This window comes from Pseudoduganella sp. R-34, assembly GCF_049904655.1.
Taxonomy (GTDB): domain Bacteria; phylum Pseudomonadota; class Gammaproteobacteria; order Burkholderiales; family Burkholderiaceae_D; genus Rugamonas.
In genome coordinates this window covers 3,335,055-3,348,167 of record NZ_CP184572.1, presented here as the reverse complement: position 1 = coordinate 3,348,167, position 13,113 = coordinate 3,335,055, and the positions used below count along the sequence as shown (strand labels likewise).

Annotated in this window: 14 protein-coding genes; 5 read left to right on the top strand and 9 right to left on the bottom strand. The window is 59.6% G+C overall.

Features of this window, described 5'->3' with window-relative positions:
- Positions 1-162: 162 nt before the first annotated feature.
- Positions 163-1,356, bottom strand: coding sequence for a CaiB/BaiF CoA transferase family protein (locus ACN9MW_RS15500; protein ID WP_426172031.1), 1,194 nt, complete (start codon positions 1,354-1,356; stop codon positions 163-165).
- Between the two features lie 68 nt (positions 1,357-1,424).
- Between ACN9MW_RS15500 and ACN9MW_RS15495 the strand changes: the two genes are divergently transcribed.
- Positions 1,425-1,772: a GFA family protein gene (locus ACN9MW_RS15495; protein ID WP_426172030.1), complete on the top strand. Its 348-nt coding sequence runs from the start codon at positions 1,425-1,427 to the stop codon at positions 1,770-1,772.
- 9 nt (positions 1,773-1,781) lie between these two features.
- Positions 1,782-2,147, top strand: a complete 366-nt coding sequence (locus ACN9MW_RS15490) for a DUF4870 family protein (RefSeq protein ID WP_426172028.1) — start codon at positions 1,782-1,784, stop codon at positions 2,145-2,147.
- Here the strand turns inward: ACN9MW_RS15490 and ACN9MW_RS15485 are convergent.
- The 5 genes from ACN9MW_RS15485 to phaC form a co-directional block, all read right to left on the bottom strand.
- Entirely contained in the window at positions 2,142-3,515 is a 1,374-nt protein-coding gene (locus ACN9MW_RS15485; protein ID WP_426172027.1) for a hypothetical protein, read from the bottom strand. The genes ACN9MW_RS15490 and ACN9MW_RS15485 overlap by 6 nt on opposite strands.
- Before the next feature lie 103 nt (positions 3,516-3,618).
- Positions 3,619-4,785 (bottom strand): cystathionine beta-lyase, encoded by a 1,167-nt coding sequence (locus tag ACN9MW_RS15480; protein WP_426172025.1) that lies wholly within the window; start codon positions 4,783-4,785, stop codon positions 3,619-3,621.
- 153 nt (positions 4,786-4,938) lie between these two features.
- Complete coding sequence (gene rimO, locus ACN9MW_RS15475) at positions 4,939-6,330, bottom strand: 30S ribosomal protein S12 methylthiotransferase RimO (RefSeq protein ID WP_426172023.1); 1,392 nt, start codon at positions 6,328-6,330, stop codon at positions 4,939-4,941.
- A gap of 75 nt (positions 6,331-6,405) precedes the next feature.
- Positions 6,406-6,960 (bottom strand): polyhydroxyalkanoate synthesis repressor PhaR, encoded by a 555-nt coding sequence (gene phaR / locus ACN9MW_RS15470; protein ID WP_426172021.1) that lies wholly within the window; start codon positions 6,958-6,960, stop codon positions 6,406-6,408.
- Between the two features lie 97 nt (positions 6,961-7,057).
- Positions 7,058-8,776: a class I poly(R)-hydroxyalkanoic acid synthase gene (gene phaC, locus ACN9MW_RS15465; RefSeq protein ID WP_426172019.1), complete on the bottom strand. Its 1,719-nt coding sequence runs from the start codon at positions 8,774-8,776 to the stop codon at positions 7,058-7,060.
- 36 nt (positions 8,777-8,812) lie between these two features.
- Here phaC and ACN9MW_RS15460 point away from each other — a divergent pair, with 36 nt between their 5' ends.
- Positions 8,813-9,013, top strand: a complete 201-nt coding sequence (locus ACN9MW_RS15460; protein ID WP_057265381.1) for a hypothetical protein — start codon at positions 8,813-8,815, stop codon at positions 9,011-9,013.
- Here the strand turns inward: ACN9MW_RS15460 and pgeF are convergent.
- Together pgeF and ACN9MW_RS15450 are read right to left on the bottom strand one after the other, a co-directional pair.
- Positions 9,003-9,833 (bottom strand): peptidoglycan editing factor PgeF, encoded by an 831-nt coding sequence (gene pgeF / locus ACN9MW_RS15455; RefSeq protein ID WP_426172017.1) that lies wholly within the window; start codon positions 9,831-9,833, stop codon positions 9,003-9,005. The two genes, ACN9MW_RS15460 and pgeF, sit on opposite strands and share 11 nt — an antisense overlap.
- Complete coding sequence (locus ACN9MW_RS15450) at positions 9,833-10,915, bottom strand: RluA family pseudouridine synthase (protein ID WP_426172016.1); 1,083 nt, start codon at positions 10,913-10,915, stop codon at positions 9,833-9,835. The genes pgeF and ACN9MW_RS15450 overlap by 1 nt, the downstream gene beginning before the upstream one ends.
- An 83-nt stretch (positions 10,916-10,998) precedes the next feature.
- Here ACN9MW_RS15450 and ACN9MW_RS15445 point away from each other — a divergent pair, with 83 nt between their 5' ends.
- Positions 10,999-11,796, top strand: a complete 798-nt coding sequence (locus ACN9MW_RS15445; protein ID WP_426172014.1) for an outer membrane protein assembly factor BamD — start codon at positions 10,999-11,001, stop codon at positions 11,794-11,796.
- A gap of 48 nt (positions 11,797-11,844) precedes the next feature.
- Here the strand turns inward: ACN9MW_RS15445 and yaaA are convergent, their stop codons facing one another.
- Complete coding sequence (gene yaaA / locus ACN9MW_RS15440) at positions 11,845-12,603, bottom strand: peroxide stress protein YaaA (RefSeq protein ID WP_426172013.1); 759 nt, start codon at positions 12,601-12,603, stop codon at positions 11,845-11,847.
- Between the two features lie 32 nt (positions 12,604-12,635).
- Here yaaA and ACN9MW_RS15435 point away from each other — a divergent pair, with 32 nt between their 5' ends.
- A complete protein-coding gene (locus ACN9MW_RS15435; RefSeq protein ID WP_426172011.1) occupies positions 12,636-13,085 on the top strand; it encodes a putative toxin-antitoxin system toxin component, PIN family in 450 nt (149 codons plus the stop codon).
- Positions 13,086-13,113 lie beyond the last annotated feature (28 nt).

Below are 13,113 nucleotides of genomic sequence, written 5' to 3'. Positions count from 1 at the left end.
CAGGGTTGGCACTTCGTCGAAACACCAGGTCGCCGGGTGCAAAGCTATAAAGCGGGCTCGCCGGAAGTTTCGACTCAATGTAGCCGCAACGGCGCAGCAGCGACTGGCCAGGCCACGAAGGCGTGCGAAATAATGTAAACATAACGGTGATCCGGTCGTCAGTTACGCTACGATGCCACGTTGACGTAGCGAGGCAATTTCCGCAGTCGTCATGCCCAACACAGACAGCACGCTGTCGGTGTGCTCACCCAGCGTCGGTCCCTGCCAGCGCACTTCGCCAGGCGTCTCAGAGAGCTTGGGCACGATGCCCGGCATCTTCACATGCACGCCATCCGGCAACTCGGCATCCAGCAGCATATCGCGCGCCTGGTAATGCGGGTCGGCGACGATATCCTTTACCGAATAGATGCGGCCCGCAGGCACTTCGGCGCGCTCCAGTATTGCCAGTACTTCGTCGATCGTATGCGCCGAAGTCCAGCCGGCGATCGCAGCATCGATCAGCTTTTCCTGCGCCGCGCGGCCGTCGTTTTGCGCGAATTGGGGGTCTTCCGCCATGTCGGTGCGGCCGATTGCGTGCATCAGGCGCTTGTAGATCGGGTTGCTGTTACCGGCAATGACCACGTACGAACCGTCGCGCGTCGGGTAAGTATTGGAAGGTGCGATACCGGGCAACGCACCGCCGCTGCGCTCGCGCACATGGCCAAGCAGATCGTACTCGGGCACCAGGGATTCCATCAGGTTGAACACGCTCTCGACCAGCGACACATCAACCACCTGGCCATCGCCATTTCCCATTTTCACCCGCAGCACAGACATCAGCGCCCCCATCACGGCATGCAAGGAGGCCAGCGAGTCGCCAAGGCTTACGCCCACGCGTGCCGGCACGCCGCCCGCCTCGCCCGTGGTATAGCGAATCCCGCCCATCGCCTCACCAATGGCACCGAAGCCCGGCCGGTCCTTGTACGGGCCGGTCTGGCCGTAGCCGGAAATGCGCACCATGGTCAGCTTGGGATTCAGCGCATGCAGCACATCCCAGCCAAGGCCAAGCTTCTCGAGCGCGCCTGGCTTCATGTTCTCGATGAGCACATCGGCATCCGCGCACAATTGCTTGACCAGCGCGATGCCCTCCGGCGCCTTCAGGTTGATGGAGATGGACTTCTTGTTACGCGACTGCAGATACCACCACAGCGAGGTTCCTTTATGCAGCTTGCGCCATTTGCGGATCGGATCGCCCTCGCCCGGCGCCTCGATCTTGATCACTTCCGCCCCGAATTCCGCCATCAGCCGCGCCGCAAACGGCGCCGCAATCAGCGTTCCAATCTCGATAACTTTAATTCCCTGCAACGGACCCGCCATTTTGCCCACTCCTCTTGCAATTACATTATCATTAGCGCCAAGCTAATTATTCTAACCGGAGGAGAAAAATGCTGTACAAGGGAAGCTGCCATTGCGGCAATGTGAAATTTGAAGCAGAAGGCGATATCGAAGGGCTGGTAGCCTGCAACTGCTCCATCTGCCAGCGCAAAGGCGCATTGATGTGGTTCATTCCGCGCACCAGCCTGAAACTGCTGACGCGCGAAGAAGACCAGGCAAGCTACGTCTTCAACAAGCACGTGATCAAGCATCGCTTCTGCCCTAAGTGCGGCATCCACACCTACGGCGAGGGCACTGCTCCAAATGGCAGCGAAATGGCTGCCGTCAACGCTCGCGTACTGGAGGACATCGAACTGGACGCCTACCCTGTCCAGCATTACGACGGTCGCAAACTGTGAGGAGCCGATATGGCACAAGAACTCGTTTTCGATGACCAGACCCGTTCCGCCAAGGATTGGGCTTTCTGGCTTTACCTCGGCCACGGCCTGAGCGTGTTCTTCACGCTCGGGGCCGCGTCCTTTATTCCACTGATCCTGAACTACATCAAACGCGATGACAGCGCCGGCACCTTCGTCCACAGCCACCATGGCTGGATGATCCGCTCGTTCTGGTGGTACCTGGTGTGGATCGCCGTCGGCTGGCTCCTTTTCATCACCATTTTCGGCATTCCACTGGCCTGGCTGGTCTGGGTCGGAGCCTGGCTGTGGAAGATCTACCGCCTGATTCGCGGCATCACCGCCCTGAATAACAACGTCCCTGTCGGCAATTCATAAAGTGCGCAGGAAGGCCACCAGGTCGGCCTTCTCTGCCGCTGTCATTTTCGTCTCGAGGATCAGGTTGAAGAATTCCACCGTATCCTCGAGCGTCAACAACCGCCCGTCGTGCAGATAGGGTGGCGATTCCTTAATGCCCCTGAGCGGGAAAGTCTTGATCGGGCCGTCGCCCACCATCATCGCGCCCTTCACTTCGTGCGGTTCGAAGAAGCGCTCCGTGTGCAGGTTGTGCATCATGTTGTCGCTGTAATGCGGCGGCATATGGCAGGTGGCGCATTGGGCCTTGCCGAAGAAGAGCGCCTGGCCCCGCAGTTCCTGTTCATTGGCCTTGCGCGGATCGAGCTTGCCGGTCACGCCCAGCTTGGGCGCAGGTGGGAAATCCAGCAGTTCCTGGAACTCGGCCATGAAATGCACCTGGCTTCCGCGCTCAAGGACATTCACGCCCTTCTTGGTTGCGATCACGGGGTCGCCGTCGAAATACGCGGCCCGCTGCTCGAATTCCGTAAAGTCCTCCACCGATTTCAATGCGCGCTGTGAGCCGAACAGCCGTTGCAGGTTCACGCCTCGCAGCGATGGCGTATCGATCCGGTGCCGGAATGCCTGCGGCCGCGCGTCGCCGGCCAGGTGGGTTGAGGCGTTGGTGTGTCCGTTCGCGTGACAGTCGAAGCAGGTTACGCCGCGGCTCGGACGTTCGGAGCGACGGTCTTCGGTCTGGTTGAACTGCTGCTGCGGGAACGGCGTCAGCAACAGGCGCAGGCCTTCAAGCTGCTTTGGATTCAGTATCCCGTTGAACATCTGGTGGAAATTGTCGATGGTCAGCAGCTTGCCCTTCGATACGTCGCCCAGGTCGGGACGCGTGGTCAGGAAGATCGGCGCCGGGAATTCCGGCAGCAGGTGGTCAGGGAAATCGAATGCCAGGTCGAAGCGATTCAGGTCGCGCTGCTCCTGTTTCTTGATTTCGTCGATGTGGAACTGCGGGAACAGCATGCCGCCTTCCGGATGATTCGGGTGCGGCAGCGGCAGGAAGCCATGCGGGTACAGGCCTTTCTCGCGGATTTCATCCGGGCTCATTGCGCCCAGCTTGTCCCAGGTGGCCCCGCGCGGCAGTTTGACCCGTATCCCCTCTTGCACCGGCTTACCGCGAAACATGGTGACGCCATTCGCCGGCTTGTTCGACAAGTCATACCGGCTCTCAAGAAAAGCCGCCTGTTCGCGCATCAGGCCTGCCCGCGCAGCCTTCATCCGTTCAAATGTAGTCTGGAAATCTTCCTTCGCCACCACGGGCATATAGCTGGATGGCGGCGCCGCAGAAATCAAACACGTAGCGCCACACAGCACGGCGCCTGCTGCAATCTTCAGAATTTGCATGACGGTCTCCCCTGCTTGATGTCCGACCAATGTAAGCAAGTAGAGATGATCGATCAATACGCGCACGCCATAGTATTGATCAATCGCATAGATAGCTAACTAGCTACATGGTTGCCAGCGCGCGCTCGATGTCGACGATCAGGTCTTCGGGATCTTCGAGGCCGATGTTGAAACGCACCAGGGTGCCCTTCTCTTTCCAGTTCTTGCGCATGGCCTGGATGCGGTAGGGGATGCACAGGCTGTGCGCGCCGCCCCAGCTGTAACCAATGCCGAACAGTTTGAGCGAGTCGACGAAACGGTCGGTTTGCTCTTCAGTGAATTTCTCGTCGAACAGCACGGAGAACAGGCCGCCCGCGCCAGTGAAATCGCGCTTCCAGTTTTCGTGGCCGGGGCAATCTTCGAAGGCGGGGTGCAGCACTTTGCGGATTTCCGGACGGGCCTTCAGCCAGCTTGCAACCTTGCGCGCGGAGGCGTCGTGGGTCTCGAAGCGGATCTTCAACGTCGGCAGGTTGCGCAACACGAGGTAGGTATCGTCGGCGCTGACGCCCATGCCCAGGCGCATGTGGGCCATGCTGAGGCGCTCGTGCAACAGCGGATCGCGCGTGACCAGGGCACCCATCAACACGTCGGAGCCGCCCGACTGGTATTTGGTCAGCGCCTGCATCACGATGTCGACGCCGAGGTCGAAACCGCGCAGGGCCAGGCCGGCGGACCAGGTATTGTCGAGTGCGACCAGCACGCCCTTCTGCTTGGCCGCGTCGCAGATCGCGCGCAGGTCAGGCACTTCCATCGATACAGAGCCGGGGGCTTCGGTCCAGATCAGGCGTGTGTTGGGCTGAATCAGCTCTGCGATGCCGGCGCCGATCATGGGGTCGTACAAGCGCGCGGTGATGCCGAAATCGGCGGTCAGCCATTTGCCGAGATCGCGGTTGGGACTGTAGACGTTATCGGGCAGCAGCACATCGTCGCCGGATTTCAGCAGTGCGAAGTCGCACATGGCGATGGCGGCGAGGCCGCTGGGGGCCAGCAGGCAGTGCTGGCCGCCTTCGATTTCAGCCAGGCGCGCTTCGAGGGTGAAGGTGGTGGGCGTGCCGTGCAGGCCGTAGGTATAGGCGTTCTTTTCTTTCCAGTCGCCGGAACGCATGGCGGCGACGTTCTTGAACAGGACCGTGGACGCGTGGTGGATCGCGCTGGGGAAGGCGGCGAAGCCTTCGGGCGGCACGTAGTCCGTGTGGATGATCTGGGTTTGGAGGTGCTTTTTGGAGGTCATGGCACCTATTCTAGCCAAAACCGGTAAACCAGTGTCAGACCCAAGGGTCTGACACTCTCGGCTCAGCCGGTATCAGTTTGCTTGTGCGCTTTTGACCCGCGGCCGCAGTGTAGACTGGGTCTGACCCTTGGGTCGGACCCTGGTTTACCGATTTTACTGCGCTTCCCCCCACAAGTCGTGAGCATCGGCAGTGGTGATCTCAACATCGTAGAACTGGCCAACCGCCAGCTTCTTCTTCGGATCAAACGGACGCTTGACGTGCACCACGCCATCAATCTCCGGCGCATCCGCAGCCGAACGGCCAATCGCACCGCTAGGCGTCAGCTCATCGATCAGCACCTTCACGGTCTTGCCAACCTTGGCCTTCAGCCGGTTGCGCGAAATCTCTTCCTGCAGCAGCATCACGCGGCCGCGGCGCTCTTCGCGCACTTCATCCGGCACCGGATTCGCCAGCTCATTCGCAGTAGCACCTTCCACCGGCGAGTATGCGAAGCAACCCAGGCGGTCGATCTGCGCTTCCTTCAGGAAGTCCAGCAGGTACTCGAATTCAGCCTCGGTCTCGCCAGGGAAACCGGCGATAAAGGTCGAACGAATCACCAGCTCAGGATTCATCTCGCGCCATTTCAGGATGCGCTCCAGGTTCTTCTCGCCGGAAGCCGGACGCTTCATGCGCTTCAGCACATCCGGGTGAGCGTGCTGCAGCGGAACGTCCAGGTAAGGCAGGATATGGCCGTCGCCCATCATCGGAATGATTTCATCCACGTGCGGGTAAGGATAAACATAGTGCAGGCGCACCCACGCGCCGTACTGCCTGGCCAGCTCGCCCAGGGCCTGGGTCAGCTGGGTCATATGGGTCTTCACCGGACGGCCATTCCAGAAACCGGAGCGGAACTTCACGTCCACGCCGTAAGCGGAAGTATCCTGCGAGATCACCAGCAGTTCCTTCACGCCGGCCTTGAACAGGTTCTCCGCTTCCAGCATCAGTTCAGCGATCGGGCGCGACACCAGGTCGCCGCGCATCGAAGGGATGATGCAGAACGAGCAGCGGTGGTTGCAGCCTTCGGAAATCTTCAGGTAAGCGTAATGCTTGGGGGTCAGCTTGATGCCCTGCGGCGGCAGCAGGTCGATGAACGGCTCGTGCGGCTTAGGCAAGTGGGTATGCACCTGTGCCATCACCTCGCCCACGGCATGCGGACCGGTCACGGCCAGCACCTTCGGGTGCACCTTCTGGATGATGTCGTCGCCGTCCTTGTCCTTCTTGGCGCCCAGGCAGCCGGTCACGATCACCTTGCCGTTTTCAGCCAGCGCTTCGCCGATGGCATCCAGCGATTCCTGCACGGCGGCGTCGATGAAGCCGCAGGTGTTCACGATCACAAGGTCGGCGCCGTCGTAGGACTTGGCAGTTTCATAGCCTTCGGCGCGAAGCTGGGTCAGGATCTGTTCGGAGTCGACCAGCGCCTTAGGGCAGCCGAGGGAAACAAAACCTACTTTTGGAGCTGGTGCGCCGTCGGCGGGAGTGAAGTGGGTGATTTGCTTGGATTGCATGGCAGAGTGCTGATGATGATTCAGGGCAATCCACCATTATAGCAAAAGAGGGGCTGGACGCCCCTCTTTTTGGCCTTACTTTTTATCTGTTGGCGGTGCAGCAAACGGGAAAGTGCCGAAGATATTCTTGCTCTGGTTTTGCATTTGCTCCTGCATTTGCACAAACAGGCTCTTCGACTGGTCGATGTAGTTATTCATCATGCCCTGCATGATAGGCGCTTGCACATTCATAAACTGGGTCCACATTTCGGGGCTGAAAGTCTTGCCATCGAAGGTTGCGGCGCCTTGCGTGAATTTGCGCTGGATATCGGTAAATGCCTGGATATTCTTTTCCAGGTAAGAACCCATCATGCCTTGCATTGCATGGCCGTAGAAACGGATGATTTGTGCAAGTACATCCGTCGAGAACATCGGAACGCCGCTCGCCTCTTCTTCCAGGATGATCTGGAGCAGGATGCTGCGGGTCAGGTCTTCATTGGTCTTGGCGTCGACGACCGTGAATTCCTCGGCATCCAGCACGAGCTGTTTAACGTCCGTCAGCGTAATGTAGGAACTGGTCTGGGTATCGTAAAGACGGCGATTTGGGTATTTCTTAATCAAACGTTCAGTACTTTTCTTTGCACTACTCATCGCTGTGTCCCGTTGATAATATTTGCTAGCCCATTATAGGGCGAAAAAAAAGCTTTTGGCACGACAATATTGCATTGCAACTTAACGTTACCAAAAATCAATCAGCCTTAGCTTTTACATATCGCCCAGGTGCCGCCTCAATTGGTTCGTATCTGGTATTACCCAGCTTGGTGCGCGCCTTGACGCCCTTGCCGCCGTGCGCCGCCAGGAATTCCGACCACTCGCCCCACCAGCTTCCCGGATGCTCGGCCGCGCCGCTGAACCACTCTTCATGCGAGGCCGGGCGGGCGTCATTGGTCCAGTAGCTGCGCTTTTTCTTGGCGGCCGGATTGATTACGCCGGCGATATGGCCGGAGGCGCCCAGGATGAACTTGTTCAGCTCGGGATTCTTGTTGTTCAGGATCCTGGTCGACAGGTAGGCCGAGTTCCATGGCACGATGTGGTCTTCGCGCGAAGCGTAGATGAAAGCTGGCGCCTGGATTTTCGACAAGTCGACTTTTTCGCCCGCCACGGTCAGCTTGCCCGGCACTTTCAGGCTGTTTTCCAGGTAGGTGTTGCGCAGGTACCAGCAGAACATCGGGCCTGGCAGGTTGGTCGAGTCGGAATTCCAGTACAGCAGGTCAAACGGCGGCGGCTCATTGCCCTTCAGGTAGTTGGACTGCACGTAATTCCACACCAGGTCGTTCGGGCGCAGGCTGGAGAAGGTACTGGCCAGGTCGCGGCCCGGCATCAGGCCGCCCGACTTCAGGGTCTGCTCACGCAATTGCACCTGCGGTTCGTCGACGAAGACGTTCAGCACGCCGGTGTCGCTGAAATCGAGGAAGGTGGTCAGCAGCGTGATGCCGGCCGCCGGCTGTTCGCCGCGCGCCGCCAGCACCGCCAGTGCTGTCGACAGCAAGGTCCCGCCGACGCAGAAGCCGAGCACATTGAGCTTGTCCTGCTTCGTGATGTCGCGGGCGATGTTGATCGCGCTGATCACGCCTTTCTCGATATAGTCATCCCAGGTGGTGCCGGCCAGCGACTGGTCGGGATTGCGCCAGGAGACCAGGAATACGGTATTGCCCTGCTCCACCGCATAACGCACCAGGGAATTCTCCGGTTGCAGGTCGAGGATGTAGTATTTGTTGATGCAAGGCGGCACCATCAGCAAGGGCCGCTCATGCACGGTCTTGGTCAGCGGCGTGTACTGGATCAGCTGGAACAGCTCGTTTTCGAACACTACCTGGCCTTCGGTCGTGGCCAAGTTGCGGCCTACTTCGAACGCTTTCTCGTCGGACAGGGAAATATGGCCCTTCTGGATATCGCCCAGCAGGTTGGCCAAGCCCTTGGTCAGGCTTTCGCCCTTGGTCTCGATCAGCTTCTGGTGCGCTTCCGGGTTCGTAGCCAGGAAGTTGGCCGGCGACATGGCATCGACCACCTGCTGGACGGCGAAGCGGATTTTCTGTTTCTGGTGAGGGCTCGCGTCAACGGCTTCCGCCATTTGCATGAGGAATTTGCTATTTAGCAGGTATGATGCCGCATTGAACGCGGACACCGGATTGCCCTGCCAGGCTTCGGACGAAAAGCGGCGGTCCTTCAGGGAAGGCGCCTTACCGGCCAGGAATTCCTGCCACAGCGCGCCGAACTCGCCCATATACTCGTTGCGCAGCTGCTCCATCGCCTCCGGGCGGACGGTTGCACCTGCATCGCGCAGCAGGGCGGCGCCTGGGACAGCATCCATCTCCGGCATCATCTTGAACCAGGATTGCCATTGCTGAGGATCGCTGATTTGCGTCATCCATGCGTTTGCGAAGGCTTGCGGGTCGGGCATGTTCATTTTTTGAGTCCGTTAAAAATACAATTTTGGAAAAAAATGTTGATTGTTGCTGTTGCCTGGCTCTACGTCACAATCCTGATGGCTTTCACGGAACCAACCGTGGTCGCGGGCATCATGACCTTCCTGCTGTATGGCCTGTTGCCATTAGGAATACTATTTTATCTAACAGGCGGCAAACGCCGCAAACGCAAACGGGCAGCCGAAGCCGCCCGTCGCAATGAACCACCTACTCCTTGATCCAGATCAAACTCGCCTGCCTTCCGGTGACCTTGTCCCTGCGGTAGGAATAGAAGCGGCTGGCATCGGTGACTGTGCATAAATCGCCGCCGCTGACATCTGTTACGCCGACCCGGCGCAGCGCAAGCCGGGCCAGCGCGTAAATGTCCGCCAGGTATTTGCCAGGCTGTCCCGGCCGCGCCACGAAGGCGGCCCGCACGGCAACCTCGCCCGCTGCCCCTTCGCCGGCCGAAGCAGCACCGGCCAGGAAGGTTGCCAACACCTCCTCGCCGACCTCGAATTCCTGCGGACCGATTGCCGGGCCAAGCCAGGCGATGATCTCGCCTTCGCCGGCCTCGGCGCGCATGGCGTCGACCGTCGCCTCGAGCACGCCGCCCGCCAGGCCACGCCAGCCCGCATGGGCTGCGCCCACGACCGTGCCGGCCCGGTCGGTGAACAGCACCGGCAGGCAGTCCGCCGTCTGGATGGCGCACACTGCGCCCGGCATGGCCGCGATACTGGCATCGGCCTCCGGGGTGCTGCCGCGCCCCAGGCGATCCGCACGCACGACCGCCGCACCATGCACCTGCGACAGCCACGCCGGCTCCGTCGGCAAGCGCCCGCGCAGGATTGCCCGGTTGAACGCGACATTCGATGGATCGTCGCCGACATGAACACCCAGGTTCAGGCCGCCGCCACTGGTAGCGATGGCCTGCGGGCCCGGCCCATAAGGATCGGGGCTCACGCCGCCGCGCCGCGTGGTACAGACAAAACCGATATTGGCCGGAGCACCGGGCCAGTCAGGCACCAGCCATTGCGCTCCCTGGAAAGATTGCTGCATTATTCGTCGTCGAATTCGTCGTCGTAGATATCGTAGTCTTCAAACTCCCCGTGCGTCGCCGCGGCGGCCGACAGTACCGACTCGTCCGGCTCCTCGATGCCGGCCCGGTCCATCAGCTCCTTGAAGTCATCCGCCAGCGGCACTACCCATTCCATCTGTTCGCCGGTCGCAGGGTGCACCAGGCCGAGGCGGCGCGCCTGCAGCGCCTGGCGCGGGAACACGCTGGCCATATGCTGCTTGCCGTAGACCTGGTCGCCGATCAGCGAGAAGCCCAAATGCGCCATGTGCACGCGGATCTGATGGGTGCGGCCTGTCTCCAGGCGGCACTGCACCAGCGATACCGGACGGCCGTCCAGCACGCCTTCGGCCAGGCGCTGGTAATGGGTAATGGCCGGTTTCGAGCCCATGCTGGTCGACACCGCCATTTTCACGCGATCCTTCTGGTCGCGGCCCATGGACGCATCGATGGTGCCGCTCATGCGCGGAGTGCCCCAAACGATGCACCAGTACACGCGCTTCACGGTACGCGCTTGCAGTTGGCGCACCAGGTCGGTCTGGGTCGGCAAGTCCTTGCCGACTACCATCAGGCCGCTGGTATCCTTGTCGAGGCGGTGCACAATGCCGGCGCGCGGCACGCCGCCCAGTTGCGGCCAACGGTGCAGCAAGCCATTCAGCATGGTGCCGGACCAGTTGCCGGCGCCCGGATGGACCACCAGGCCTGCCGGTTTATTGATCACCAGCAGGTTATCGTCTTCGAAAACGATATCCAGCGGCACGTCTTCCGGGGTGAATGCCACGTCTTCCGGCGCCGGCTGGGGGATGACCAGGATCTTTTCATCGCCATACACGGTGGCGCGCACTTTGGCCGGCTTGCCGTCGACGGTAATATGGCCCTCTTCAATCCAGGATTGCAGGCGGCCGCGCGAAAACTGGGGCACCATGCGCGCCACCACCTTGTCCAGGCGCTCACCGCAATCGGATTTACTCAGTTCGAGTTCGATCGGCGCGAGGGGATCGGCCGTTAAATCACCTTCAAAATCGGCGTCAAAATCGTTATCAGGCACTTGTTCTGCCGAATTCATCTCAGGTTTCAATATCACAGCATTCCCATCGGCTATAATCAGCCAAGTTTAGTATTTTGGTTAACGATTCCTTGCACATCAACATGCAAAAAAAATTATCAGTAGTTGCAGCAACAGTCGTACTGTTTAGTTTGTCAGCTTGTGGCCTGTTACCAGAACGTGCAGACGAGACTCGAGGCTGGTCCGCAACGAAATTATACTCGGAGGCCAAGGATGAACAGGCTAGCGGCAACTATGAACGTGCCGTCCAGCTCTTCGAACGCCTTGAATCCAGCTACCCGTTCGGCACGTATGCGCAGCAGGCGCAAATGGAAATCGCTTATTCCCACTACAAGGCGCAAGACCAGGCCCAGGCGCTGGCAGCCGTGGAGCGCTTCATCAAGCTGCACCCGAACCATCCGAACGTTGACTACATGTACTACCTGCGCGGCCTGGTGAATTTCAACGATTCGATCGGCTTGCTGAACTTCCTGTATGAGCAGGACCCGGCGGAACGCGACCCGAAAGCAACGCGCGAAGCGTTCGCCGCCTTCAAGGCACTGGTTGAAAAGTTTCCCGAAAGCAAATACACGCCGGACGCCATCGATCGCATGAAGTACCTGATCAACGCGATGGCCAAGTATGAAGTCTATGTGGCGCGTTATTACTACCGCCGCGGCGCCTACCTGGCAGCGATCAACCGTGCACAGGGCGTGCTGACCGATTACGCGGACTCGCCTTCGATCGAAGAAGCGCTGGCCATCATGTACCGCGGCTACGATAAGATGGGCAACACGACCCTGCGCGATGACACCAAGCGCGTCTTCGACAAGAATTTCCCTGAAAGCAAGATGCTGGCAGATGACGGGCTCAAGAAGAAGGCCTGGTATAACATTTGGTAAAACCGGCAAACCGGGGTCGGACCCATAGGGTCAGACCCCAAGCCCTTGTCAGGCTGCGATCTTGCGGCGGAATACCCAGGTAGTATCGTTCGAGGCGTCAGCTTCGAATTTGTAGCCATCCACATCGAATTTCTTCAGCTTGACCGGATCGGTGATGTTGTTCACCGCCGCATAGCGCGCCAGCATGCCGCGTGCGCGCTTGGCGAAGAACGAGATGATCTTGTATTTGCCGCCCTTCCAGTCTTCGAAGACTGGCGTAATGACCGGCATATCCAGCTTCTTCGGCTTGACCGACTTGAAATACTCGTCCGAAGCCAGGTTGACCAGCACCGGCGAGCCTTCCTTGTTCAGCGCCTCGGTGATCATGTCGCCCCAGAATTCGTAGAGATTCTTGCCGCGCGGGTTTCGCAGGCGGGTGCCCATTTCCAGGCGGTGCGGGTGAATCAGGTCCAAAGGCTTCAGCATGCCGTACAGGCCGGACAGGATGCGGATGCGCGACTGGGTGTAATCGAGCTGTTTCGCCGACATGCTGCGCGCATCAAGACCGTCATAGACGTCGCCGTTGAAGGTCATGACTGCCTGGCGCGCCTCGCTGGTATCTTTGGTCCATGAAGCATAGCGGGCCACGTTCAGCGTCGACAAGGCATCGGACAGGTCCATCAGCTCGCCCAGTTCATTTGGCGAAAAGCCACGCAGGCGCTCGATCAACTGCTCCGAATGATCAAGGAACGCAGGCTGCGTTGCGAGTTTGGTGGTTGGCGGAGTTTCCAGGTCAAGACTTTTGGCAGGCGACAGCACAATCAGCATAAGATTCAATATTCAAAACGAAAAACCCCGACATGATACCTGTTCCACTGCAAAATGCTCCGAAGCGCATCGTCATCGACACCAATGTCTGCCTCGACCTGTTCGTTTTCCAGGATCCGCGCTGGGCATCGCTGCTGGCGGCAATCGAAAGCGGCGCGGTCGAAGCGATCACCCGCGCCGATTGCCGCGCCGAATACCTGTTCGTCCTGAACTACCCTCACCTGCCGCTCGATGAAAGCACGCGCCCTGCCAGCGCGGCCCGTTTCGACCAGTACATCAAGGTAGTGCAGCCACCGGAATCGGGCGCGCGGCTGCCGGTTTGCACCGACCGCGACGACCAGAAGTTCCTGGAGCTGGCGCGCGACGCCCAGGCCGACATCCTGATCACCAAGGACAAGGCCCTGCTCAAACTTGCCAAGCGACTCGCGAAAGCCGGCATGTTCAAGGTCATGCAGCCGGAAAAATGGAGCCTGGAGGCTTGACATTCCAGTTTTACCCTCGGGGCAACAC

Bases quoted from the DNA above. Each gene is read 5' to 3' on its own strand.
- ACN9MW_RS15485 (WP_426172027.1), bottom strand. From the start codon at position 3,515: ATGCAAATTCTGAAGATTGCAGCAGGCGCCGTGCTGTGTGGCGCTACG.
- pgeF (WP_426172017.1), bottom strand. From the start codon at position 9,833: ATGCAGCAATCTTTCCAGGGAGCGCAATGGCTGGTGCCTGACTGGCCC.
- phaC (WP_426172019.1), bottom strand. From the start codon at position 8,776: ATGAACATGCCCGACCCGCAAGCCTTCGCAAACGCATGGATGACGCAA.
- ACN9MW_RS15490 (WP_426172028.1), top strand. From the start codon at position 1,782: ATGGCACAAGAACTCGTTTTCGATGACCAGACCCGTTCCGCCAAGGAT.
- ACN9MW_RS15450 (WP_426172016.1), bottom strand. From the start codon at position 10,915: ATGAATTCGGCAGAACAAGTGCCTGATAACGATTTTGACGCCGATTTT.
- ACN9MW_RS15445 (WP_426172014.1), top strand. From the start codon at position 10,999: ATGCAAAAAAAATTATCAGTAGTTGCAGCAACAGTCGTACTGTTTAGT.
- ACN9MW_RS15480 (WP_426172025.1), bottom strand. From the start codon at position 4,785: ATGACCTCCAAAAAGCACCTCCAAACCCAGATCATCCACACGGACTAC.
- rimO (WP_426172023.1), bottom strand. From the start codon at position 6,330: ATGCAATCCAAGCAAATCACCCACTTCACTCCCGCCGACGGCGCACCA.
- ACN9MW_RS15500 (WP_426172031.1), bottom strand. From the start codon at position 1,356: ATGGCGGGTCCGTTGCAGGGAATTAAAGTTATCGAGATTGGAACGCTG.
- ACN9MW_RS15460 (WP_057265381.1), top strand. From the start codon at position 8,813: ATGTTGATTGTTGCTGTTGCCTGGCTCTACGTCACAATCCTGATGGCT.
- ACN9MW_RS15495 (WP_426172030.1), top strand. From the start codon at position 1,425: ATGCTGTACAAGGGAAGCTGCCATTGCGGCAATGTGAAATTTGAAGCA.
- ACN9MW_RS15435 (WP_426172011.1), top strand. From the start codon at position 12,636: ATGATACCTGTTCCACTGCAAAATGCTCCGAAGCGCATCGTCATCGAC.
- phaR (WP_426172021.1), bottom strand. From the start codon at position 6,960: ATGAGTAGTGCAAAGAAAAGTACTGAACGTTTGATTAAGAAATACCCA.
- yaaA (WP_426172013.1), bottom strand. From the start codon at position 12,603: ATGCTGATTGTGCTGTCGCCTGCCAAAAGTCTTGACCTGGAAACTCCG.